This is a genomic window from Microcystis sp. M_OC_Ca_00000000_C217Col, assembly GCF_007095585.1.
Lineage (GTDB): Bacteria > Cyanobacteriota > Cyanobacteriia > Cyanobacteriales > Microcystaceae > Microcystis > Microcystis panniformis.
On sequence record NZ_SFBV01000122.1, the window covers coordinates 21,114 to 45,462 of the forward strand.

The following is a 24,349-nucleotide window of genomic DNA, read 5'->3' on the forward strand; positions in this document are numbered from 1 at the left end:
AGTTATCAGTGAGCAGTTATCAGTTATCAGTTATCAGTGAGCAGTTATCAGTTATCAGGTGTGAGTTTTTATCGGTAAAACCCCACACCCTACACCCCACACCCCACACCCTACACCCCACACCCTACACCCTACACCCCACACCCTACCCCCACGAAAAACTTTTTGCCGCAAACCCTAATTAGGGCAGCCATTCCAGTAAAATTCCCAGGGAGCTATCTTTACGGGTGCGGGAATTTTGGGCTTGAATATCGGCGGCTAAACGTAAATTAGAGGTAATCGCATAACCAACCGAAAGAGTAGTTAATCCCACCTCGTTAGCACCACCGGGAGAGATAAAACTCTGACTGACGGTGATATCTGCCGCTCCTGTGCGAGAAAGGGCTAATTTGAGCTTTAATCCTAAGTTAAGCCCATCGGTGCTGTAATTTCCCGTTTGAATGTAACGATAGCCCACCATGGGAGCCAGATTGACATAATCACCCAAAGGGAGGAGATAGTATTGTAAATTTGCTCCTATTGCCGTCCTTTTGCCGTTAAAAGCCGTCTGATAATCGCCGCTTAGGGTTAAACTGGTTTGACCGAAAAACACATCTTCTACCCCCAAAATCACGCCACTGGAATTATCGGTAGAAGGAAACTCTGCATATCCTAAACGGATACGAGTGCGAAAACTAGGATCGCGGCGAATATCTTCGGCGATATCGGGTATTTTTTCTAACCAACGCTCTAAAACAGGGCTTTCTTGCCGAATTTTCGGGTCTAGGTCTAACTCCGTTTCTGCCCACACCGGACCAATCGCCCCCCATAATAAACCAAGAGCGATCGCATTTACAGAACAGCAAGAGAGCTTAAACATGATCTGCATTATAATCAAAAAAGATCAGATTCCCCGTTAATTCTTGAGAGGAAGGGGGCAGTAGGAGCAGCCATAGTGGTCAGAATATTAAAACTTTCGCAATTAAGTGGCGCGGAACGGGCAAAACTTCAGAAAAGAGCCGAGTTAGATATTGATAACGCCCTCAAAGTCGCTCAAACGGTGATAGAAACCATCCGCGAGCGGGGGGATGCTGGCGTTGTGGACTATGTGCGGCGTTTTGACTACGAGGGTGCGACGGTAGAAAATATCAAAGTCAGCGAGGCAGAATTTGAGCAGGCTTTTCAGTTAATTGAACCGGAAGTAAAAACTGCCATTGAACAGGCTTTCCGGAATATTCAAGAGGTACACCGTCGCCAAATGCCGGAAGAAATGCAACTGGCAGAAATTGAAACCGGTGTCTTTGCCGGCGAAAAAATCTCTCCTATCCCCAATGTGGGTTTATACGTTCCCCGGGGCCGCGGTGCTTTTCCCTCGATGATGTTAATGTTAGCCATCCCGGCAATGGTGGCAGGAGTGGAAAGAGTTGTCGTTTGCACTCCCCCCGATAAACAGGGCAACGTGGAACCCGTTTCTCTGGTGGCGGCGCAGATGGCTGGAGTCAGAGAAATTTATAAATTAGGGGGCGTACAAGCGATCGCCGCTTTAGCTTTGGGAACAAAAAATATCAAAAGGGTTGACAAAATTACCGGTCCGTGCAGCGTCTATGGGGCGGCGGCCAAACGGTTACTGTTCGGCACTGTGGATGTGGGTTTGCCGGCCGGTCCAAGTGAGTCGATAGTTTTGGCCGATGAGTCCACCGATGCCCGTTTAGCGGCCTTGGATTTATTAATTGAAGCGGAACACGGGGCGGATTCGGCGGCTTTATTAGTCACCCACTGTGAACAGGTGGCGATCGCTGCTAGTGAATATGCACAGGAATACCTGCAAAAACTCCCGGATTGGCGACGGGAATTCTGTGAGGCGGGTTTAGCCGCCTATGGGGGCATAATTTTAACCGATAGTCTGCAGCAATCCCTCGATTTTGTCAATGAGTACGCCCCGGAACATCTAGAGGTTTTAGTTAGTAATCCTTTTGCCATTCTGGGCAAGATTAAAAATGCTGGGGAAATTCTCCTGGGCAATCATACTCCTTCCTCTATGGCTACCTACGCCATCGGGGTAAATGCTGTGCTGCCGACGGGAAGTTTTGCCCGTTCCTATTCGGCGGTTTCGGTGTATGATTTTCTCAAGCGCTCTACTTTGGCTTATGTCACCTCCGAAGGCTTTGAAAAGTTAAAAGAAACCACGAAAACTTTAGCCGAGTACGAGGGTTTTCCCGCCCATAAATTAGCAATTCAACACAGGGAAATTTTACTCTAAATACAGGGAATAGGAAACAGGGAACAACTCTAATTTATTATCCTGTCTCCTATCTGGTAATATGATAAGAGCAGAGAATCAGGCAAGCATTTTATGAAAAAAGTAATTGTTATTTTAATTCTGGCTTTTCTGAGCGAACAAATATCAATAAAATCACCAATTTCTGGCAATCAAACCCTCAATAATTTAGCCGTAGCTAACAACAATAATCGTCCCACTCCCCAGAAAAAACCTAGTCCTTCTCCACAGTTTCGGTGCGATGGTAGAACTCACTGTTCCCAGATGACCTCCTGTCCAGAAGCGACTTTTTTCTTGAGAAATTGCCCCAATGTCAAAATGAATGGAGACGGTGATGGAGTTCCCTGTGAAAGTCAATGGTGTGGAAAAAAATCCTCAGAAAAATGTTTAAAAAGTTCTCCAGATAACTAATTTTGTTTCCTCACCCCAATTCTCTCATTTAAAGAATCGGGGTGAAAACAATTAAGAAGCAGTAATCACGGGAGAATTAAGATATTGATAATTCCAGTCCGATTGTTGCCAAACGCGACCATCAAGGGCAATTTGTTCGATTAAACTAGCTAATCGTAAAGCTTTTAAAGCTTGTTCCCCACCGACAGAAGGTTGGTCCCCACCGCGCACACAATGAACAAAATGTTCTAATTCCGCGTGTAGGGGTTCAATATTGCTGGTATAAACTTTTTCAATTAAACCATCTTGACGGTAGAGAACTTGACCGTAATCGGTGCTATAGTTAGCGGTGGTTTGCCGGTGAATGAGGATTTCATTGTTGAGAAAATCCGCTTCCGTGAGAGAATTTTTGCAGTGGGCCGCTAAACGGCGAATCTTGCGATGAGTCACCTTACTAGCGGTTAAATTAGCCACTACTCCATTACTAAAACCAAGGGTTGCAGTGACATAATCGAGATAACCGGAATCAGTGGCAGCGCGACTACCACTAGCGGTTAATTTCACCACGGGAGCGGAGACTAATTCTAAAATTAAATCTATATCGTGGATCATTAAATCTAACACCACCGACACATCATTAGCGCGTTGGGAATAGGGACTCATGCGATGGGATTCAATCGCTAAAATTTCCTCGGTTTTCAAGACCTTCGATAACTCTTGGAAAGCGGGATTAAAACGCTCGATATGACCCACTTGCAGAATACAATCATGATCGGCTGCCGCATTGACTAAAGATTCCGCTTCACTAATACTAGCGGCGATCGGTTTCTCGATCAAGGTATGTACTCCCCCTTGCAGACAGTCCATCCCGACTCGATGGTGTAACCGCGTGGGGACAGCGATACAAACCGCATCTACCCTAGGTAAGAGATCTAAATAATTTTCAAAAAAACGGACTCGGTATTTACTGGCAGTTTCCAGTCCCTTTTCGACGTTGACATCGGCCACCCCGACGAATTCCACGTCTTTTAATAAACTCAGGATGCGACTATGGTGTTGTCCCATGTTACCGACCCCGATAACCCCGACTTTAATCGGTTTGAGTTGATTTCTGTTACCCGGAAAGTTTGCTGGTTGATTGGACATGAATTTTAGACTCCTGTGTTCACACTCCTCACACCACTTGATTAGATTAATCAAGCTGATTTCGTCCATTAACTACCAAGATGGTATCATGGTTATCCAGCATTCTGACACGATGTCGGTGTCAATGGGAGTTCTGAGAAGATTTTCTGATTCCATCTGCGGGTTTTTACTCCTAAATGCTTATCAAAAAATCATCCCTGAGTAGCGAGGACTACATATGGACAATTCAACGGATTTTAACTCCTTACGGGGATTAAGTGTTTTTTTGCTAGGAATGATGGGATCTGGCAAATCCACCCTGGGAGAGTTGCTTTCCCGACGGTTACAATATCGTTTTTTTGATACAGATATATTAATAGAAAGGGTCGCGGGAAAGAAAATCAGGGAAATTTTTGCCGACGAGGGAGAAGCGACTTTTCGGGAGTTAGAAACCCAAGTTTTAGCCGAATTATCCTCTCTGACTAAAACTGTGATTGCCACCGGGGGAGGGATGGTTTTAAAACCGATAAATTGGAGTTATCTTCGTCACGGTTTAATGATTTGGTTAGATGTTCCCCTAGAAGTTTTGGTTAAACGTTTAAAACAAGATACCTCTCGTCCCCTGCTTGAGTCCACTGATTTAGAAAGTAAACTAGAATTATTATTAGAACAAAGACGAGGACTTTATGCAGAAGCAGATCTTCGGATTGTTGTTTCTGACCTAGATACACCTGCTGATATCGTTGAGAAAATTTTAACAGCAATACCGACGGTGATTAAAGATTTTCATCCAGAAAGGAATAATAACTAATGACAGCAGCTTCAATTTTTGATTTACCTGAACTAATTCCTGACCGAGAAATTCTGGAAATTTTAGCTCAAAGTCAAGCTATTCGTCTGGAAAGAATTATTTCCACCGGTCAAACCACTCCCATCGGTCAATGGTACGATCAATCTGACTTTGAATGGGTGATTTTATTACAGGGATTCGCTGAGATTAGTTATGAGGATGGCAGCCAAGTTAATCTGCAAGCGGGGGATTATCTCCTGATTCCTCCTCACCAAAAACATCGCATCGAATTTACTAGCAATAATCCTCCTTGTATTTGGTTAGCTATCTATTATCGCTAGTAAGTAGGTAGGTGTTAAAAGTTGTCAGAAACACCCCTTATCAAGGGGGGATTAAGGGGGGATCGAAGCTAAAATCTATTTTTAATTTAATTATAACCAGCTACTTAAAATATAGTTTCTGACTATTGCCAGCGATCAAATAAATCGGTTAAAACGATATTAGAAAACAAAAAACCTTCGGGGTCGCTTAATCTTACCCTGCTATCCCCCTCAATTATTACTAAATTACGCTGTTTATGCGGCTCTAAGACCTCTAAAATTGCTTTTTTGATTTCCGAGCCAAAATTAGCTTCAATTGCGGGCAAACTCACACCTTCTGCTAACCTTAACCCTAGCATCAAGGTTTCGAGAAGATCATCAATCAAGCTATTTTTCTCCACCTCAATCTGACAGCCTTCTTTTACCCAAGCGAAATAGTCGCGACTTTTGCGCGGACGGGTAAAACGTTGTTGATGAAGATAACTAGCAGCCCCCATACCAAAACCGTAATAGGGACGATTTTCCCAGTAAACTCGATTATGTCGGCATTGATAACCCGGTTTGGCATAGTTAGAAATCTCGTAATGTTGATAACCGGCTAAAGCTAGTTTTTCACCGGCTAAAACATACATTTTTGCCGTGGTTTCATCATCGGGTAAGGGTTTTTTCCCCGGTTGATACTGTTTACCGAAAGGAGTAACCGCCTCTAAGACCAAATCGTAACAGGAAAGATGGGCCGGTTGCAGTTTGATCGCTTTTTCTAGGGAATTTTCCCAATCTGTCAGGGTTTGTTGTGGCAATCCTGAAATCAAATCCAAACTATAGTTAACTATTCCCAATCCCTGAATTAATTCCACTGCCTGATAGATATCCTTAACAGTATGCGATCGACCGGAAACCTGTAATAATGGTTCTTGAAAAGCCTGTACTCCTAAACTAACCCGATTGACTCCTGCGCTAAGATAACCCTGTAATTGTTCTAAACTAAAGGTAGCCGGATCAATCTCCATAGAAATCTCTATATCGGCCGCAAAATCAAACTTTTTGGCTAAAGTATCCAGAATTGCCCCTAATAATTCCACCGGTAACAGGGAAGGAGTCCCCCCCCCAAAAAAAATTGTTTCTAGGGGTTTCCCCGTCCCCTGACTAAGGCTAATTTCTTCTTGTAATATTTCCACATACTCCACCACAGGGGGAAAAGTCGCCGGATTGGTGCGATTACCAAGGACAAAAATCGGGAAATCACAGTAAAAACAGCGCCGACGACAGAAGGGAATATGAATATAAACCGAGGTTACGGGGTCAAAATAGGACATTAAAGCAGTTATCAGTGAACAGTAATCAGTAATCAGTGAACTCATACTAAATCCGTTGAGTAACGCACAGAAAACGGGTTTCTCCGAGAAACCCGTTTTCTACTCATGCAAAAGGCAAAACGGAGAATAAATAATCAGTTTTTAATAACTGGATTTAATATCCTACAGCCTTTCTCGTCAAGGTGAAGCACAGACTAACCCTTGCTAATCAAGTATTTTAGATGCAAGAACGAACCTCATCTATCTGAGAAACGCTGTAACTCGCATCTGATGACTGATAACTGATTCAAGGCTGACGGCTATAATTTCGTTGATCTTCGTTAAGATGTATTATGGCTGGGGAGAACATCTCCTAGAATGGAGGCAACTTTCCCGACACAAATTAGGAGAAACCCACAGATATAATATAAAAGCATCCATACTCATTATTTTTCTACCATCATTCCCCCCCTATCCTCTCTGGTATTATCCCCATGCTTGATGCTGTCATAATTTTACTATTCGTCTTCGCTGTTGCCAGTATTGGTTATAGTGGTGTTGACTTGCTGCCGGTTACTGTCCAGTCGCAAATCAGCAATATTGAAGCTTTACGCTGGTTATCGGCGGGTTTTGCCTCAATTATTGGTTTGGCTATTGGTTTAGTTGCCCAAACTACCTATCGTCGTCTAGAAACCCAAGTACGACAAACTCCGATCGAAGTTATTTTAACCCGTTCGGTCGGTCTAGTTATCGGTTTGTTGATTGCTAATCTGATCCTAGCTCCGATTTTCTTCCTACCGATTCCGGGAGAATTCTCGTTTATCAAGCCGATAATCGCCATTTTAGGCAGTATTATGTTTTCCTATCTGGGGGTTAGTTTAGCTGATACCCACGGTCGGACTTTTTTGCGTCTGATTAACCCCAATAGTATGGAATCAATTTTAGTGGCAGAAGGAACCCTGCAAGCGGCCGCCACCAAAGTTGTTGACACCAGTTGTATTATCGATGGTCGTATCGAACAATTGTTAGACACGGGATTTATCGAGGGACAGATACTCATCCCCCAATTTATCCTTCAGGAATTGCAACAGTTAGCGGATGGCAGTAACGACCAAAAACGAGTCAGAGGAAGACGAGGATTAGATATCTTAAACCGGATGCAGCAAGAATTTCCTGATCGCATTGTCATTCATCCGGCCGATTATGAGGATATTAGCACCGTAGATGCTAAATTAGTCCATCTTGCCCAAGAAATTAACGCCACCTTGCTCACTAACGATTATAATCTCAGTAAAGTGGCCAATCTGCAAAAAGTCACCATCTTGAATGTCAACGATCTCGCCCAAGCAGTACGCCCGATCTACTTGCCCGGGGATACTTTAGATCTGAAAATTCTCAAAGCAGGAAAGGAACCCACCCAAGGCATCGGTTATCTAGAAGATGGCACGATGGTGGTGGTAGAAGAAGGAAAAGATTATCTAGGGGGAGAATTGCGGGTAGTGGTGACATCTGCACTGCAAACCTCGGCCGGACGGATGATTTTTGCTAAACCCCAAAATTCCCTGATTGCTTAAAGGGAATAAAACCCAAAAAAGCCTCAAATACAACGCCAGAGGGGATTGTATTTGAGGAATTTCATTTTTTAAGGGAAGTTAAGTCACCAATCGAACTATCTAGCCAATTGATACCTAATTAAGCTGGTTTATTGATTACAGCCATGGACTGACGAGCAAAACCGAAATAACTATCCCAGAATTGTTTCTGACTATCGAGGGCAACTTTGGTGGCGGTTTCTTGGGCGGTTAGGTAGGATTTCACCCATTCTTGTTGATATTCGAGGGATTTAACCAAAGTTTCCGGAAACTCAAACACTGGTGTAGTCGTGGGAACACCATTACCCCAAGCGGACAGAAGCAGTTTCTGCCATTCGGCTAGGTATTTTTGGTATTCTTCAAGATAATTGGTGTTCATAGAAGTCAAACCGCTAACTAACCCATCTGGAAGGAGATGGTGAGAAAGTGGGGCGGTGTTGCCACCTTCTCGAAAGCAAAAACCGTGACGAGATAAAATATAATATTCTATCCCTTCCTTGATTATAACCTGAGTTTGTGATCAGCCCCAATCTTTATGCGATCGCCCTAGACCAGCCTATTTTTTTGGTGACTGGGAACTAACGCTAAAATAGTCCTACTCTAGCCATTTTCTCCCAACTATGATCGATCGCCCTATTCATGTAATTGGTGGAGGATTAGCGGGGACTGAGGCGGCGTGGCAGATAGCCCAAGCAGGTATTCCCGTGATCCTGCACGAAATGCGCCCAATTCGCTCTAGTCCCGCCCACCATAGCCAATTTTTAGCCGAATTAGTCTGTAGTAACTCCTTTGGCGCCATGGCGGTGGATCGCGCTACTGGGTTACTCCATGAAGAATTACGACGCTTAAATTCTCTAGTTATTGCCCAGGCCGATCAGCATAGTGTCCCCGCAGGAGGGGCTTTAGCGGTCGATCGAGGGGTCTTTAGTCGAAATTTGACGGAAATCTTGGCCAACCACCCTCTAGTCACCTTAAAACGTCAGGAGATCACGGAAATTCCCCGGGATGGTATCGTCGTTTTAACCACTGGACCGTTAACCAGTGCTGCTTTAGCCGCAGATCTGCAAAATTTCACCGGCCTGGACTATCTGAGTTTTTTTGATGCCGCTAGTCCGATTATTCTAGGGGAATCTATTGATCAATCGATCGCTTTTCTGGCCTCCCGTTACGATAAAGGTGAGGCCGCCTATCTCAATTGTCCTATGGATCGGGAACAATACCTGCACTTCTGGCAAGAACTAAAACAGGCAGAACAGGCAGAATTAAAGGATTTTGAGCGAGAAAATGCCAAATTTTTCGAGGCTTGTCTGCCAATCGAAGAATTAGCCAGTCGGGGAGAAGACACCATGCGTTTTGGTCCCCTGAAACCGGTGGGATTAGCGGATCCTAGATATCCGGATCAACGTCCCTACGCGGTTATACAGTTGCGAATGGAAGATAAAGCGGGGCAATTGTGGAATATGGTGGGATTTCAAACTAATTTAAAATGGGGTGAACAAACACGAGTTTTCCGTCTGATTCCGGGGTTAGAAAAGGCCGAATTTGTCCGCATGGGAGTGATGCACAAAAACACCTTTATCAATTCTCCCCAGTTATTATCCTCCAGTCTCCAGTTTAAATCGCGACCGACGCTATTAGCGGCAGGACAGTTAATCGGCACGGAAGGCTATACGGCTGCGGCTGCTGGGGGATGGTTAGCGGGAACTAATGCCGCTCGTTTAGCTTTAGGATTAGAAACGGTGACATTGCCAACCACAACGATGATCGGGTCATTATTTGAGTTTATCAGCAGTGCCGAACCGAAACATTTTCAACCGATGCCGCCAAATTTTGGCATTTTGCCGAATTTTACCAGAAAAATCCGCAATAAACGGGAACGTTACGGTCAATATGCCGATCGCTCTTTGCAGGATTTAGAAGCATGGATGAATCAGTTAAAAACTCCCTGTCTCGTCTAACTGTCAATCGCTAATCGATCGCCCATAATAGAGAAGGAACCTATTTCTTTCTCTATCGCTATGCCAAACTCTGATTTTTTCCCTCCCCAATCCTACAGTCAAGAGGATGTGCAGGAAATTCTCTATTTGGCTATCTCCCGTCAAGGGGATAAGGGAGAAATTACCCGTCAACAGTTGTTAGAAATTGCCGACGATTTAGCTATTGAAGTTAAAGACTTAGAAGCGGCGGAAAAGGACTGGCAAGAGTCAAAAATGCTCAGTTATAAACGGCAAGAATTCGATCGCTTTCGTCGCGAGGAGCTAAAACATAAAACCGTTCGCTATCTGATTATTAATAGTTTTTTTCTGACGATTAATTTAATTAGTGCGGGAACAATTTCTTGGGCAGTTTATATCTTTTTGCTGATGGGTTTACCTCTTTCTCTCTCGGCTTGGAAAACTTTTCAAAATCAAGGAATTGCCTACGAAGAAGCATTTAAACGCTGGAAAATTAAGGAGGAAATGAAAGAGTCTTTTAGCAATCTTTGGACACAAATTAAAAAGTTTTTACAGTTTTAATACTGTTGCCAAATTAAGCCTTTTTTGTTTTTGTGAACCACAGAGACACAAAGGACACAAAGTTGAGCTTTCCACGACTACTTAGGGTCTGCTGAAAAAGTACGGGCGAAGCATTCGGATAGAAAATCTACGGTTTCACCGATAGGTTATTGCCCGAATGCTTCGCCCCTACAGGACGCGGGCCGATGAAGACGCAAGGTTTATTCAGCAAACCCTACTTACTGTCATCAAAAATGTCTAACTGCTGCAGAGAGGGGGGATGATCCGACTTAACCGGTTTAATTTTCTTAATTCCCTGACGCAAACCGATCGCAATTTTACTATGTTTTTCGATTTGACCCATCACCTGCATGGCACGATCGATCACAGAAGCTGGTAAACCGGCTAATCTCCCCGCTTCGATACCATAGGATTTATCCGCACCTCCCGGTCGTACTTGGTGCAAAAATACTATCTCATGGGGTAATTCTTTGACTGTTACCTGATAATTAGCTACATTCTCTAAGATTGAGGCTAATTCATTCAGTTCGTGGTAGTGAGTGGCGAAAATCGTCCGCGATTGCAGTACCGTGGCTAAATACTCCGCCACAGCCCAAGCTATGGATAAACCGTCAAAAGTGGCTGTACCCCGGCCAATTTCGTCTAATAATACTAATGATCTGTCTGTGGCGTGATTGAGAATATTGGCAGTTTCGTTCATTTCCACCATAAAGGTGGATTGGCCAGTAGCGAGGTCATCCACAGCCCCCACCCGGGTGAAAATGCGATCGCAGATGGAGATTTTGGCCGACTTTGCTGGGACAAAACTGCCGGTTTGGGCTAACAATTGAATTAATCCCACCTGTCGCAGATAACAACTTTTGCCACTAGCATTGGGACCAGTGAGAATAATCAAGTCAGGGTATTCTAAACCCTCCTGATTGCCCAAATTAATCGAATTCGGCACAAAAAAGCCAGCCCCAAGGGATTGTTCCACCACGGGATGACGACCATCTTTAATATCGATAAGACGACCATCCGCGATTTCTGGGCGACAATATCCCTGATAAACGGCGATTTCTGCCAATGCTGCCAACACATCCAAAGCGGCGACTTTTGTGGCCACTTCCCGGATTTCTGGGGAAAATTCGGCTACTTGACGGCGTAAATCGCTAAAAATCTCGTATTCTAATTTATTTAATTCATCTACTGCCGTCAGAATTATATTTTCTTTCTCCTTTAACTCGGTGGTGATATAACGTTCCTCATTGACTAAAGTTTGCTTACGCACATAATCTTTTGGGGCGAAATCGGCTTTACTGCGGGGTAAACTAATATAATAACCGAAAGTTTTGTTATAATTAACCTTAAGATTGCTAATCCCCGTTCTTTCTTTCTCTGTCGTCTCCAGATTCTTAAACCAATCGATTACTTCCTGATAGTCGCGCCGGAGGGCATCCAATTGGGCATCAATTCCCTCGCGAATCACCCCCCCTTCCTTCAGATGCAGCGGAGGAGATTCCACCAGATGCGCGATCACCTGCTGGCCTAATTTTTCCAAATCGGCGGGAATTTGCTGTAAAGCTTTCAAATAGGGCGAATTTCCCGAAGCAACCAAAGCCGCTAAATCGGCTAATTTGACTAAAGATGCCGCTAGGGAAAGTAAATCGCGGGCGTTAGCCGTTCCTGCGCCAACACGACCGCTTAAACGTTCTATATCGTAGATTTCCCTTAATTTTTGCCGAATATCTTGGCGCAGGGCGGGATTATCCTTTAACTCTTGGATAGTATCTTGACGGGCGCGAATACCGCGAGAATCTAAGAGCGGTTGCAGTAACCAACGACGTAAGGCGCGACTACCCATGGCCGTACAAGTACGATCGATCGCCCATAATAGAGAACCATAGAAGCTACCATCGCGCACCGTTTGGGTAATTTCAAGGTTACGACGGGTTTGCCCATCTAAAATCAAAAATTCGGAGATAGAGTAGGTTTTTAAAGGTTGTAGGGGGACTTGATTGGCTTTTTGGGTATCTTCAATGTATTCTAATAGGCCTCCGGCGGCGCGAATAGCAAGGGGTAAATGTTCGCAGCCCATCCCCTCTAGGGAACGCATTTTATAGGTGATTAGGAGACGATTTTTCGCTTCTGTGAGAGTAAAGATAGTTTGGGGACGGAGAGAATAACAAAAACTATCGGGTAAACAGGGGGGGAGATGGTCGGATTTTTCCCCGGGGCGCAAAATACGGTTTAAATCGGGGGCATTGATGGGAAAAAGGATTTCTGAGGGCTGTAAACGGCTTAATTCTAGGCTTAAAGCCGTTAAATCGCTGGCTTGGGTGGTGTAGAATTCTCCGGTGGAGATATCTGCATAGGCTAATCCCCAATTTTCTCCGGTGATCACCACTGCAGCCAGAAAATTATTCTTTTTTGCGTTTAACATTCCCTCATCGGTGAGGGTTCCGGGGGTGAGCAGTTTGGTGATAGCGCGTTCTACTAGCCGTTTTTCGGCGGCTGCTTCCGTCGAATCCTCTACTTGGTCACAAATCGCCACCGCATAGCCTTTTTCCACCAATAAACGACTATAGCGCTCTAGGGCGTGGTGGGGAACCCCGGTCATGGCGACTCTCCCAATCCCTTTACCTCCTTCCTTGCTGGTGAGAACTAATTCTAATTCTCTGGAGATAATCACCGCATCCTGAAAGAAACACTCGAAAAAATCGCCCACACGATAGAGTAAAAGAGCATTGGGATAGGTTTCTTTTACCTCCACATAATGCTGATACATGGGGGTGAGTTTACTGCGATCGAGTCCGCGATAATCACGATGGGACTCCTTATTGGTAGCGGGTGGTTCTGGGGGAAAATCCGAGGGGAGAGTCATGGGTCAAAGAAAGCTGGACAATGTTTTAATGAACTGTTCCCCACCCCTTGGCTGAGTGGGAAGTTTCTGACGCTTCTTCGTCGATGGCGGTTGCCTCAGACTTCCGCACTGGGAGAACCGCTCAATGGTTCCCCTTGCTGCACCTTCCCCACTCCCCTAGGCTGAGAGTGGGTACTGATGCGGGTTAGTTCCATCAAAAATTGAACGGACAAAACCGATAAGCGATAACTGACAACTGAATTTAGATAGACACTTCGCTTAATTCGCGAGTGAGATGATCAAAGGGTTCAGCGATCAAAGAGGTGTCGGCAATACCCGCCTCACTAGCCATGGTTTGAATCATTTCGCTCATGATTTGGATACCGCGCACCGTCGGACCGATGGGAACCCCGAGGGAATTATAGGTTTCCCGCAGTCCTTGCAGTACCCGTTCATCTAGAACATTAGTATCGGCAGCCACCAGCGCATAACTGGCATAGCGGAGATAGTAATCCATATCCCGCAGACAGGCAGAATAACGACGGGTGGTGTAGGCATTACCCCCGGCGCGGATCAATTCGGGAACTTCTTCAAATAGACGAATCGCCGCCCCACGCACGAGCGCCGCCGAATTAGCGTTAATGAGGGCGGCGGCAGCTAGACGGGCAGTTCCCGAGGCAAAATATTGTTTAAGATTATCGATCGCATCTCGATCGAGATAACGTCCGGTGACATCGTATTTTCTAATCAGGCTAGTTACCGCGTCTCGCATTATTAAGTTTCTCCCAACAGCAATAAAGACATTTTTGAGTTTCGCTTTATTTATAATCTCACAGGGTTGAACTTCGGGGGACATCCCTAGTCTAACTCTCTTGCTTGTCTAACAATTTGTTGTTTTTTTGAGACATTTCTTTACATTTAAGGCATTGGCTGGACCGGCGCTGGGTGGCGGAATTATCCCTTATTAGTCGAGGTGGTGGACGAGGCACTCAAAATGACGAGATTATCCCGATGAATGATGGTTTCTGCGGCTATATAACCTAATAAACTGGCAATACGCTCGGAATGTTGACCTTTCACTCGATCGATCTCCTCACTACTATAATTAACAATTCCCCGGGCCAATTCCCGGCCTTCTTGATCGCACAATTGCACCGATTCGGAGGCGCTAAATTCCCCTGCCACTTTGGTAATCCCGGCCGCAAGGAGAGATTTTCCCCCCTGACAAATGGCTTGAATCGCCCCAGCATCGAGATAGATTTTACCCATAGGCAGTAGTCCGTAGGCGATCCAGCGTTTGCGGGCGTTATCACTGCGTTTTTGGGCCTCAAAACGGGTTCCGATCGCCTCTCCTGCCATAATTTTTAAGATATTACCGGGCTGCCGTCCCCTAGTAATCGCCATTTCTACCCCGGCGCTGGTGGCAATCCGGGCCGCTGCCAATTTCGTCGCCATACCCCCGGTCCCCCACTGACTGCCACTACTACCGGCATCGATCGATAGTTGCGCTAATTCCGCAGGAGTAACCCGGGCAATAGCCGCCGCTTCGGGAAATAGCCGCGGATCGGCACTGTAGAGGCGATCCACATCGGTGAGGATAAATAACCAGTCAGCCTCGATTAAACTGGCTACAAGGGCTGATAAAGTGTCATTATCGCCGAATTTTAACTCATCGATCGCCACCGTGTCATTTTCGTTGACAATGGCAATTACCCCTAATTCAAACAAAGCCTGAAAGGTATTATAGGCGTTGACATAACAGGTGCGTTCCATCAATTCGGGACGGGTCAGCAAAATTTGGGCGATCGGTTGACCAAGACTGGTAAAGAGGTCATCATAGATCCGCATCAGACGACCTTGACCGACGGCGGCGATCGCTTGTTTGAGGGCGATTTTTTTCGGTCTTTCCTGTATTCCCAGACGACGGCAGCCCACCCCCACGGCCCCAGATGATACTAATACCACCCGATGACCGGCGGCACGCAACCGGGTGAGGACTTCCACTAAAGCGGCGATCGTGGATAGGGATAATTGGCCGGTTTCATTATCGGTCAAACTGGAAGTACCGATTTTGATCACTATGGTTTGGTTCATCGTCAAGGTGCTTTTGGGGAGGTGTTGCTAGATAGCCAAAGCTTTGATGGCAACTTTAATTAAAGTATAAAAACGGGGTTCAGTCACGTTGACTTCTCTAGCTTGTTGCCGATTTTTGCCTAATAAACCAATGCGCTGCCCTTTCTGCACGACTAAAATATCGCCCTGTTCATTTTTGATGCGAATCTCGTTTAAATCACCCCAAAAACTACATTGATACATTTTATCGGCGTGCATAAAAATTGCTTTTTTAATATTATTATTTTCTTGGGGTAATCGCACTCCCACTAATTCAATCTCTATGGTTGTATTACCATTCCAAGTATTTTCTTTGAGTTTATAGGCAATATCTAAACGAGTTGGTAAAGGACAATATTCGCCCCAACGCCATGCTAGGGCTTTAATTCTGGTATCATCCCTTTGAGCCAGCAATAATTTTAAATGATTTTTTCCGATAGTTTTCTGTTCCACTACTCGCACGTTAGGAGTCCAAAAAACTGGTAATTCATTGCCAATTCCCCAGGGTTGTAAACTATCAATTTGTTGAAAAAGTTGCAGGGTGATTTGTTTAAAATCAATGATAGTATCAATTTTAATTAAAGGTTTTAATTGTTCTATTTGTAAAATTTTGTGAGAAAATTGACTTAATCTTTGTTTAAATGCTAGTAAATTAGCTGTGGGTAAACTAAAACCCCCCGCCATTTTATGACCGCCAAATTTTCCTAGTAAATCTTGGCAAAATTGCAGAGCTTCAAAAACGTGAAATTCTTCAATTCCTCTGGCAGATCCGCGAATTTTACCCGCATCTTCTTCCTCGTAAGTACCGATAAAAACTGGCACTCCGTAGCGTTCCACTAAACGGGAAGCTACAATACCAATTACCCCATGATGCCAATCTTTTTCGACTAAGACTAAAACTCGATCTTTTTGCCAAAGAATCGGCGTTTCTTCCACTAATTTAATCGCTTCTTCTTCAATTTTTTCGCACAATTCTTGACGAGTACGATTAATTTGTTCGCACTGCATCGCTCTTTCTAAGGCAATTCCTGCCTCATCGGTGGTTAATAATTCAATAACTATCTGGGGATCACCAATTCTGCCAATGGCATTAATTCTCGGCCCCAATTTAAAGCCAATATCATCCGGTTGTAATTGCTTTTGTTCCTCGCTAATTCCCGCTATTTGCATCAGGGATTGAATCCCGACTAATTGGGATTTGGGTAATTTTCTTAAACCCCGTTTTAACCAGCGACGATTTACCCCAATTAATGGAGCTAAATCTGCTATAGTGCCTAGGGTAAATAATGCTAATAATGACTCGGTTAATCCCTGTAATTTACCCATTTTTTGGGCAGTTGTCACCGCTAAAATATAGGCGACTCCCACCCCCGCTAATCCCTGATAGGGAGAGTTAGGGGTTAATAATTTCGGGTTGAGAATAGCGGAGGCATTTGGTAAAATTGGCGGCAGATCGTGATGATCGGTGATAATAACTTTTAATCCTAATTCTATCGCTAGGGCGATCGGTTCGTGAGCGGAAATGCCATTATCAACGGTGAGAATCAATCCGACTCCCGATTCGGCAAATTCTTCGACAATGCGCTGATTAATTCCGTATCCCTCTTTCATGCGACTGGGTATGGCATGATTTACCCTAGCGCCGAGATGTCTCAAGGCTCTTAGCAGTAAAGATGTACTGGTCATGCCATCGGCATCGTAGTCCCCACAGATAGCAATTTTATCGCCGGAGGCGATCGCTTTTACTAATAAATTGACACTTTTTTCTAAGTCGGGAAATTCTCCCAGGGGAGAGGGTAGGATATCCGCTTCAGGATCTATATAAGTTTTAGCTAATTCGGGGGTATCAATACCGCGATTAATTAAGATAGTTGCTAATAAGGATGATAATCCCATTTCCCGCGCTAACCCCTCAATTTTTTCGGGATTAGTTGCGGCAATATACCAGCGTTGGATGGGATATTTATAGGGCATTTTTTGTTAAGTAAAAAGGTAGGGTGCGTTAGCACAGCGTAACGCACCAAAAACAGGTTTAAAAGCGGATTTGGATGGCCCCAGCAGCAGGTTGAAAGGGGAGATTACTATTATTAATTCTCAGGGGGGAAGCGGGTACTACCTGCACATTGGGGGTGGTGGGTTGACTTTCATTGGTACTCAGTAAAGTCAATTGATTAATACTAGGATTAATCGCAAATTGTTGGGTGATAACTCCCGACGGACAACAGGAAGGATCCCGGGGGAGAAATCTTCTCATGTTGACGGTGATCGTACCATCTTTAGCACTAAGATTATCGACAACTACTCGATCGGCTAACAGGACAGTATCAGTGTTAGTGGCAGTACCGTTATTATCGATCACTAGGGCTAAATAATGTAATTGCTGTTGATCTCTGGTAATCACTCTTAATACGACAATACCATCAGTCCTTTGATCATTATTATAGTCCCCCATCAAAGCTTCTCGACTGACTTGTACTCCTAAAATTTGTCCCTCGTTAGATTGAAAAATACCATCGCTGACAATTACGGAACCCCGATTGGGAATGTTATAGACGGTATTTCTTAAATTATCCACGCTCAGGGGTGTAGATTGGGCAAGTAAGGGCAGAGAATTGTTTAATAGTAAACTGATACCCAGGAGGATAGATTGAGGCAAAACTGCTAATTTAATCATGGTTGTAATGGATTGGGTATATTTTCTTGAGTATCGAATAACTGCACGTTATTAATGGTACAAACCATCCCCTGTTGTTCCGCTAATTTATCTCGCCATTGGCTTAATTGTTGTTGACCATTACTACCATTTAACCAGTAAACTGTCAAGAGGCCGAGGGTTTGTTCTGGTTCACAGGAAAAGCCGAGAGTTTTATCGGGTATGTCGGTATTTCCCTCACGACATTGCCAACCTTGTTTTTCAATTAATTCTTTCCAACCTTTCTCTTCTTTAGCAGCCACGGCAATGCGTTGATCCCCTCGATTACAAACCCAATTTTTCTGCTGGGTGGGATCATTCGGTAGATCACCAAGATTGGGGGAATTTTGCTTGATTGGGGGCAGCGAGGGGACTTGAGCATGAACGGAAAAAATCGGTAGTATTAAGAAAGTACCGATGAGCATTTTTAACAGTTTCATCCTTTAAAATTGCCATATTTAGGGATTTATGCCTTTAGAATATCACGTTTTTGAGATATAGATAAAATACTCTCTTAAGATATGTTTAAATCTTTAATTATGGTTTCGATCGCATCAAAGGAAAATTCTCCGGCTAACTGTTGTAAACCTTGGGCAAGGGTAGCATAATCGGGGGGAATTTCTGCGGTTAGGGCGATAATTTTTTCATCATCACATTCTCGCGCCGCTTGTTGCAATTGTCCAATCCAGACGGGACTGATTAATTTTAATAGGGATTGCAGGGAATCGAGGAAAACTGGCGAATAATTGGGCTGATTTGGCTCGTTATCGGCATAAATATATTTTAATCCTAAATATTCGCCCATTTTTTGCCAAATAACTTCTTCTCGGAAAGGTTTACGCACGAAATCATCACAACCAGCGGCAATAACCAAGGCGCGATCCTCTTCAAAAGCACTGGCAGTTAGGGCAATTATTACCGTTTTTCCGCGATTATCAGCCTCTAACCGCCGAATTTCCCTAGTTGCTTCGTAACCGTCTTTAACTGGCATTCTCATGTCCATCCAGATAAGATGAGGTTGCCATGCTTGCCAAATTGCGATCGCTTCTTGACCATTAGCCGCCTCTTGCACGGACAATCCTAGGGTAGTCAGGAGTTTCAGCAACAGTAAACGGCTTTCCGGTCGATCATCGACGACTAATATGCGATATTTAGGCTGATTTTCCGCTAAAGCGATAACTTTTGCCCTATTGGTTTCGGTTTTAATCTCATTTTCCCCCACTAAACCCACCTGAATATCAAAACTAAAAATACTTCCTTGACCCAGAATACTACTAACTCCGATCGCACCCCCCATCAACTCAACAAATTTTTTACTGATAGGTAAACCCAATCCTGTCCCCTGTTGGGATTTTCGTCCCGTTTCCGTTTGGTTAAAGGGTTGAAATAGCTTATAAATCTCCTCTGGAGCGATTCCTAGTCCTGTATCTTCAATTTCCCAGAGCAATCGCTGATAATCTTCTCTTTTCTCCCCTAATTTTACCCGGAGAGTCACCCCTCCCGACTCGGTAAACTTCAATCCGTTACTCAAGAGATTGATGAACACCTGTCGCAATTTACTTTCATCAGTACATATATATTGGGGCAGATCGGAGCTGCGATCAAAAATTAAGCTTAAAGCTTTTGCCTGCGCTTGTGGACGGAGCATTTCGGCAATATTATCTAAAAGAGCGTATAAATCGAAATTACTAGGGTTAAAAACCGTTCTTCCTGCTTCTATCTTCGACATTTCTAGAATATCGTTGATTAACTCTAATAAATGTTCCCCGCTACGATTGACAATTTCCAAATATTGGCGATATTCACTGCTGATGCTGCTATCCCGGGATATTAAGCGAGTAAAACCCAAGATAGCATTAAGCGGAGTGCGTAATTCATGGCTCATGTTAGCTAGAAACTCACTTTTAGCTTTATTTGCCTTAACTGCCGCTTCCTTAGCTTCTTTTAATTCTTTTTCCGCTTCATATCTACTTTGTGCGATCGCAATTAATTCTCCCAGCAAACGCACAAAGGTGACATCTTCCTTTGTCCATTGCTTTTCTGCACTTGCATCCAATCCCAGATAACCCACCGTTACCCCATAACTATCCCACATGGGAACGATTAAGAGACAGGGAGTAGGACTATGAGCGAGAATAGTTCTTTCAGGGATAGCAGTAGCGGGTAAATCGTCTAAAGAGTTCAGTTTAACTGGAATACCGTTTAATAATTGTTCCGAAAACCAAGGAAAGGTTTCCGTCGAGAGATTTTGTGATTGTTCCCGAATCGGGATAACTTGCGGATAGTCGGGGTGACAGTATTCATAAACCATACTCCACTGCTGACGACAGGTGGAATATTGAATAATGTAACAGTGAGCGCTCTGGGTAAATTGACAGAGCAGTTCTAGGGTATGATCGATCGCCAAGTGGATATCTTGAGAAATTAGTAATCTTGTCACCCGTGAGAGCAAATTATCGCGATGGGCCTGCATTTCTAGGGCTTTTTCCCGTTTTTTAGACTCTAGTTCCTCAAAATCACTCATAATCAGTTATCAGTTATCAGTTATCAGTTATCAGTTATCAGTTATCAGTTATCAGTTATCAGTTATCAGTTATCAGTTTCACTGAAAAAAGCTTCCCATCTGCTGTCTTCTGTCTCCCGACTCAAAAAACAGTAAACTTTTCCCCTATCATGTTCTATAGGAATTTTACCGAATCAATATGCTCAAATTATTAGCTTCTCTCCTTCTCTCCTGCTGTGTAGCCTTGGCTGTTTCCCTGTCACCGGCTGCTGCCATGGGAGTCTATGACCTCCCCATTTTAAGCTCTGGAGCGCCCACTTATGTAGTCGATCCTGTTTCGGCCATTAGTGCCGCTAACGAGGGAAAATTAAATAAAGACCTGAAAAATCTCGCCGAAAAAACTGGCCAAGAAGTGAGAATGGTGGTAGTCCGACGCTTGGATTACGGTCAAAAAATTGACAATTTAGCCGATGATATCCTGAGAGAATGGTATCCTAATCCTGAAGATCGGACTAATCAAACTATCATCGTCCTTGATACTTTAACCAATAAAACTGCGATTCGGGTTGCCGAGGAAGCAAAACCCCTATTAACCGATGCTATTGCTGATAGTATCCTCTCGGAAACTATGGCAGTTCCCCTCAAAGATGGGGGAAAATATAATCAAGCTTTACTCGATGCTAGTCGTCGTCTAACGGCGGTACTTTCTGGAGAAGCGGATCCCGGACCCCCAGAAGTAGCGACAATTAATATCGAAAGTACCTTTACTACCGCAGAAGAAACTGACGATAAAAATGCCACGATTTGGGTGATAGTTTTACTGGTTTTAGCCACAGTAATTCCCATGGTCACCTATTTTTGGTACGCTGGTTTTGGTCGCTAAATTAAATTAATGTTCTGGGACTGATACAGCTAAAATATTCCCACAGATAGTTCAATCTTCAGCCTGAATGAGCAAGATGAAGTAACTTCTAAGTGGGTGGTTGGAATTAAATATAAGATGAACGTAGGTTGGGTTGAAGCATGAAACCCAACGCCCTACAAATAATTGTGCCTACCTACTTAGTAGATTTTAGTTGTATCAGTTCACCCCATTTGCTTAACCTTAATAACTAATGTCTAGACTGGTGAATCAATTACAATCCTATTATCGAGAGGAGGAAGGAACTTACTTAATTGAAATTAAACTTAATCAGTTACAGCAAGTCTTTAATTCTCTCGATCCTTCGCCATTTTTAGATAGAGATTTAGACGATAATGCCGAAAATTATATTATTAACTCTGTGGATGAATTTCCCCTAAATACCCCCCTTAAATTAGTCTTTTATCTTCCCAGTACAGAACAAAACACCGCCCGACATCTGTTACCCTCAGCTTTACATAATTATTTTGACTATCGCCAACAGGGAGAACAAAGAAAATTACGCACAATTTGGCGACAGGGACGCATATCTTTGATAATTGGTCTCTCCTTTCTTTTTGTTTGTTTGAGTCTCAGCGAATTAATTGGTCGTTTTGGCAGCGATACATTTATTCACTTCTTAGAAGAAGGACTATTAATTAGTGGTTGGGTGGCTCTCTGGCGACCTTTAGAAATTTTTCTTTACGAATGGTGGCCCGTCAGTCATCAACAAAAGATTTTTGCTAAACTGGCCTACATCCCCATTGAAATTCGTCTATTAGAGGAACCATCCACCCCGGACTCTTTTCGATAGCTCTAATCCTGCCGATGGCTTGTGTTCAAAGTTACAAAGCTTTTATTTGAAGCAGTTTACAATAAAAAAAATCCGTACAAAGCTTATCGGTTTTCAGCTTGGCTATTACTTTCTCCTCAAACTTTTAACCAAGTAGTCAGGCCTAACTTTTTTCAGTCTGGCGATTATTGGCGTTTCATCTCTACCAATCCTGACAAAATTTCATCTAGATAGGAGGACTAATGTTAATCCATGTTGGTTATGAATTTGGCTTTGATACACCCTTACCCGTGGTCATGTTGTTAAAACTTTATCTACACCCCTCAATTTTAGATCAAGTGAGACAATCGGAAAACTTGCGGGTGGAACCGGCAACAAAAATAGAAGAATTTTTAGATAGCTTCGGTAATCGAACCAGTCGTCTAATTTTACCCGCCGGACAGATTCGCATTCACAATGAAGCAGTTATCGAGAATGAATGGAAACCGGATATAGTTAATGGGAATGCCCAAGAAATTCCTCTAGCAGAGTTACCAACCCAAGTTTTTCCCTACCTAATGAGTAGCCGTTATTGTGAAGTGGATTTGCTTTCGGAAATTGCCTGGGAACTTTTCGGACAAACTCCCCCCGGTTGGGCAAGGGTACAAGCGGTTTGTGATTGGGTTCATAGTCACATTCGTTTTGGTTACGAATACGCGCGGGTGACGAAAACCGCCTATGATGTCTATCGGGAAAGAACGGGGGTTTGTCGCGATTTTAATCACCTAGCTTTGACTTTTTGCCGTTGCCTAAATATTCCCGCTCGTTATGCCTCCGGCTATCTCGGAGATATCGGTATTTCTCCCCAACCTCTACCGATGGATTTTAGTGCTTGGTTTGAAGTCTATTTAGACCATCAATGGTACACTTTTGATGCTCGTCATAACACCCCCAGAATCGGGCGAATTTTAATGACTCGCGGCTTAGATGCCGTTGATGCTGCCCTAACAACTTCTTTTGGTCAAGTAAATTTAACAAAATTTAAAGTATGGACGATCGATGTTTCCCACCTTTATGCTTAATCAGAGTAAGTAGTCGTGCAAAATTAATTTCCTAGTCGAGACAGGAGAGAGGAGACGGGAGACAGGAGAGAGGAGACGGGAGACGGGAGACGGGATACAGCTATTAGGGATCGGATTTGAGTTTTCAGTTCACTGTTTACTGATCACAGCAGAAGTCTGACGGAGTAGTGGCTTAGATGTGTAATTAATTGTGCTTAGTGTAAGAAAAAGACCATGATTAAACCCGAATTATTTGACCTTGTTGAATTATTAGTTGACTTGCCTGAATATAACTTAAGAATGGGAGAACAAGGGACAATCGTTGAAGACTACAATGATGGTTGTTACGAAATTGAATTTAGTAATGATCGAGGGGAAACTATAGCCCTTTGTCCTCTCCCAATACAGCAATTTATTATCCTCTGGAAAGCTAAGAGCAAAACGTGGTTATCTTTAACAGAAAAGCTAACAGCTTTAATTGATAAATTACCCAAGGAAAAGCAAGAAAAAATTTTAGATTTCACTCGCTTTTTACTAGACTTTCCCGTTGACAAGAGGCCATAACCTGTGCTGTCTGCTCTGCCCCCTTACTGGGTACAAAAATTGAGTAAATCTCTAATACACGACTTGGCAAATTTTCCTCAAAAAGGGAATAAGGGTGTAAAATAGAGGAAAAGCGAGAAAGAGTGGGCATAATGCTGCTCTTATCGATAATATTGCCAATAGTGAACCAATTCCTCTCTAAGTATCGAATCTAAGTATCGAAGCCTATTTGAGCGCAAGAAGGGATTTGAGCAGGTGCGTAGCTACATACAGGGGTGTAGATGTACTCTATGCTTGCAATTTTACCAAGTCGCCCCTTCAACCGAATCGCCCGAATCTCTATTTCTCTAAGCCTGTCAGGGTAATGCTTTCAGCTAAAAGTTCATAATGGGCTGTTTCCATCGCTTTATTAAGATATTCTTGGATCATAGCTTTCTTTGATTGATTATTTCGTTTTTTCCCAGTATGACATAGTAATTTATCCCTTTGAGCGATCGCTCCTTCAACCGAATCGCCCGATCCTCTGTTTCTCAAAGCCTTTCAGGGCAATGCTTTCAGCCAATCCTTAAAGAAAGTATTAAGAAAACGGGAAGGGGGGAAAAAAATTATGATGGGAGCATCATTCTTTTACCATAACT

Annotated in this window: 24 protein-coding genes; 12 read left to right on the forward strand and 12 right to left on the reverse strand. The window is 43.6% G+C overall.

Annotated features, from left to right (window positions below):
- Window positions 1–8: 8 nt before the first annotated feature.
- Window positions 9–185, forward strand: a complete 177-nt coding sequence (locus EWV66_RS07370) for a hypothetical protein (protein WP_287107112.1) — start codon at window positions 9–11, stop codon at window positions 183–185.
- On the opposite strand, the gene EWV66_RS07375 is transcribed toward EWV66_RS07370, so the two are convergent.
- A complete protein-coding gene (locus EWV66_RS07375; RefSeq protein WP_052277640.1) occupies window positions 182–868 on the reverse strand; it encodes a hypothetical protein in 687 nt (228 codons plus the stop codon). The genes EWV66_RS07370 and EWV66_RS07375 overlap by 4 nt on opposite strands.
- A 66-nt stretch (window positions 869–934) precedes the next feature.
- Between EWV66_RS07375 and hisD the strand changes: the two genes are divergently transcribed.
- Together hisD and EWV66_RS07385 are read left to right on the forward strand one after the other, a co-directional pair.
- Complete coding sequence (hisD, locus tag EWV66_RS07380; RefSeq protein WP_052277639.1) at window positions 935–2,239, forward strand: histidinol dehydrogenase; 1,305 nt, start codon at window positions 935–937, stop codon at window positions 2,237–2,239.
- Window positions 2,240–2,332: 93 nt separating this feature from the next.
- Window positions 2,333–2,668: an excalibur calcium-binding domain-containing protein gene (locus EWV66_RS07385; RefSeq protein ID WP_052277638.1), complete on the forward strand. Its 336-nt coding sequence runs from the start codon at window positions 2,333–2,335 to the stop codon at window positions 2,666–2,668.
- A gap of 51 nt (window positions 2,669–2,719) precedes the next feature.
- Here EWV66_RS07385 and EWV66_RS07390 read toward each other — a convergent pair whose 3' ends face one another.
- Window positions 2,720–3,793: a Gfo/Idh/MocA family protein gene (locus tag EWV66_RS07390; protein ID WP_052277637.1), complete on the reverse strand. Its 1,074-nt coding sequence runs from the start codon at window positions 3,791–3,793 to the stop codon at window positions 2,720–2,722.
- A 217-nt stretch (window positions 3,794–4,010) separates the two neighbouring features.
- Between EWV66_RS07390 and EWV66_RS07395 the strand changes: the two genes are divergently transcribed.
- Window positions 4,011–4,583, forward strand: a complete 573-nt coding sequence (locus EWV66_RS07395) for a shikimate kinase (RefSeq protein ID WP_002787567.1) — start codon at window positions 4,011–4,013, stop codon at window positions 4,581–4,583.
- Window positions 4,583–4,903 carry a cupin domain-containing protein gene (locus EWV66_RS07400; RefSeq protein ID WP_052277636.1) on the forward strand — a complete coding sequence of 107 codons (321 nt, stop codon included), beginning with the start codon at window positions 4,583–4,585 and terminating at the stop codon, window positions 4,901–4,903. Before EWV66_RS07395 ends, EWV66_RS07400 begins: the two co-directional genes overlap by 1 nt.
- Before the next feature lie 122 nt (window positions 4,904–5,025).
- Here the strand turns inward: EWV66_RS07400 and hemW are convergent, their stop codons facing one another.
- A complete protein-coding gene (gene hemW, locus EWV66_RS07405) occupies window positions 5,026–6,198 on the reverse strand; it encodes a radical SAM family heme chaperone HemW (RefSeq protein ID WP_043999491.1) in 1,173 nt (390 codons plus the stop codon).
- Window positions 6,199–6,671: 473 nt separating this feature from the next.
- On the opposite strand from hemW, the gene EWV66_RS07410 reads away from it, so the two are divergent.
- The gene (locus tag EWV66_RS07410; RefSeq protein WP_287107113.1) at window positions 6,672–7,751 is read left to right on the forward strand and encodes a PIN/TRAM domain-containing protein; all 1,080 of its coding nucleotides are present in this window, start codon (window positions 6,672–6,674) and stop codon (window positions 7,749–7,751) included.
- A gap of 118 nt (window positions 7,752–7,869) precedes the next feature.
- Here EWV66_RS07410 and EWV66_RS07415 read toward each other — a convergent pair whose 3' ends face one another.
- The gene (locus tag EWV66_RS07415) at window positions 7,870–8,148 is read right to left on the reverse strand and encodes a hypothetical protein (RefSeq protein ID WP_043995783.1); all 279 of its coding nucleotides are present in this window, start codon (window positions 8,146–8,148) and stop codon (window positions 7,870–7,872) included.
- Window positions 8,149–8,389: 241 nt separating this feature from the next.
- Between EWV66_RS07415 and trmFO the strand changes: the two genes are divergently transcribed.
- Window positions 8,390–9,727: an FADH(2)-oxidizing methylenetetrahydrofolate--tRNA-(uracil(54)-C(5))-methyltransferase TrmFO gene (gene trmFO, locus EWV66_RS07420; RefSeq protein WP_287107114.1), complete on the forward strand. Its 1,338-nt coding sequence runs from the start codon at window positions 8,390–8,392 to the stop codon at window positions 9,725–9,727.
- 60 nt (window positions 9,728–9,787) lie between these two features.
- A complete protein-coding gene (locus tag EWV66_RS07425; protein ID WP_287107115.1) occupies window positions 9,788–10,285 on the forward strand; it encodes a 2TM domain-containing protein in 498 nt (165 codons plus the stop codon).
- A gap of 214 nt (window positions 10,286–10,499) precedes the next feature.
- Here the strand turns inward: EWV66_RS07425 and mutS are convergent, their stop codons facing one another.
- From mutS to EWV66_RS07460, 7 genes are all read right to left on the reverse strand, one after another.
- The gene (gene mutS / locus EWV66_RS07430) at window positions 10,500–13,148 is read right to left on the reverse strand and encodes a DNA mismatch repair protein MutS (protein ID WP_287115929.1); all 2,649 of its coding nucleotides are present in this window, start codon (window positions 13,146–13,148) and stop codon (window positions 10,500–10,502) included.
- Between the two features lie 241 nt (window positions 13,149–13,389).
- Window positions 13,390–13,899: an allophycocyanin subunit beta gene (gene apcB, locus EWV66_RS07435; protein WP_052278528.1), complete on the reverse strand. Its 510-nt coding sequence runs from the start codon at window positions 13,897–13,899 to the stop codon at window positions 13,390–13,392.
- Window positions 13,900–14,081: 182 nt separating this feature from the next.
- Window positions 14,082–15,221 carry a glutamate 5-kinase gene (gene proB / locus EWV66_RS07440; protein WP_052277633.1) on the reverse strand — a complete coding sequence of 380 codons (1,140 nt, stop codon included), beginning with the start codon at window positions 15,219–15,221 and terminating at the stop codon, window positions 14,082–14,084.
- Between the two features lie 27 nt (window positions 15,222–15,248).
- Window positions 15,249–17,213 carry a single-stranded-DNA-specific exonuclease RecJ gene (gene recJ, locus EWV66_RS07445; protein ID WP_287107116.1) on the reverse strand — a complete coding sequence of 655 codons (1,965 nt, stop codon included), beginning with the start codon at window positions 17,211–17,213 and terminating at the stop codon, window positions 15,249–15,251.
- 58 nt (window positions 17,214–17,271) lie between these two features.
- Complete coding sequence (locus EWV66_RS07450; protein WP_052277632.1) at window positions 17,272–17,913, reverse strand: LppP/LprE family lipoprotein; 642 nt, start codon at window positions 17,911–17,913, stop codon at window positions 17,272–17,274.
- Window positions 17,910–18,371, reverse strand: a complete 462-nt coding sequence (locus EWV66_RS07455) for a hypothetical protein (RefSeq protein WP_052277631.1) — start codon at window positions 18,369–18,371, stop codon at window positions 17,910–17,912. Before EWV66_RS07455 ends, EWV66_RS07450 begins: the two co-directional genes overlap by 4 nt.
- A gap of 74 nt (window positions 18,372–18,445) precedes the next feature.
- Window positions 18,446–20,455: a GAF domain-containing hybrid sensor histidine kinase/response regulator gene (locus EWV66_RS07460; RefSeq protein ID WP_052277630.1), complete on the reverse strand. Its 2,010-nt coding sequence runs from the start codon at window positions 20,453–20,455 to the stop codon at window positions 18,446–18,448.
- Window positions 20,456–20,633: 178 nt separating this feature from the next.
- Between EWV66_RS07460 and psb32 the strand changes: the two genes are divergently transcribed.
- The 4 genes from psb32 (at window position 20,634) to EWV66_RS07480 (ending at window position 23,732) form a co-directional block, all read left to right on the forward strand.
- Complete coding sequence (gene psb32, locus EWV66_RS07465; RefSeq protein WP_002787547.1) at window positions 20,634–21,317, forward strand: photosystem II repair protein Psb32; 684 nt, start codon at window positions 20,634–20,636, stop codon at window positions 21,315–21,317.
- 232 nt (window positions 21,318–21,549) lie between these two features.
- Window positions 21,550–22,149, forward strand: a complete 600-nt coding sequence (locus EWV66_RS07470) for a hypothetical protein (protein ID WP_052277628.1) — start codon at window positions 21,550–21,552, stop codon at window positions 22,147–22,149.
- A 221-nt stretch (window positions 22,150–22,370) separates the two neighbouring features.
- On the forward strand, window positions 22,371–23,189 hold the full coding sequence (locus EWV66_RS07475) for a transglutaminase-like domain-containing protein (protein ID WP_052277627.1): 819 nt from the start codon (window positions 22,371–22,373) through the stop codon (window positions 23,187–23,189).
- 213 nt (window positions 23,190–23,402) lie between these two features.
- Entirely contained in the window at window positions 23,403–23,732 is a 330-nt protein-coding gene (locus tag EWV66_RS07480; RefSeq protein ID WP_002787544.1) for a DUF4926 domain-containing protein, read from the forward strand.
- Window positions 23,733–24,050: 318 nt separating this feature from the next.
- Here the strand turns inward: EWV66_RS07480 and EWV66_RS07485 are convergent, their stop codons facing one another.
- A complete protein-coding gene (locus tag EWV66_RS07485) occupies window positions 24,051–24,245 on the reverse strand; it encodes a hypothetical protein (RefSeq protein ID WP_052277626.1) in 195 nt (64 codons plus the stop codon).
- Window positions 24,246–24,349 lie beyond the last annotated feature (104 nt).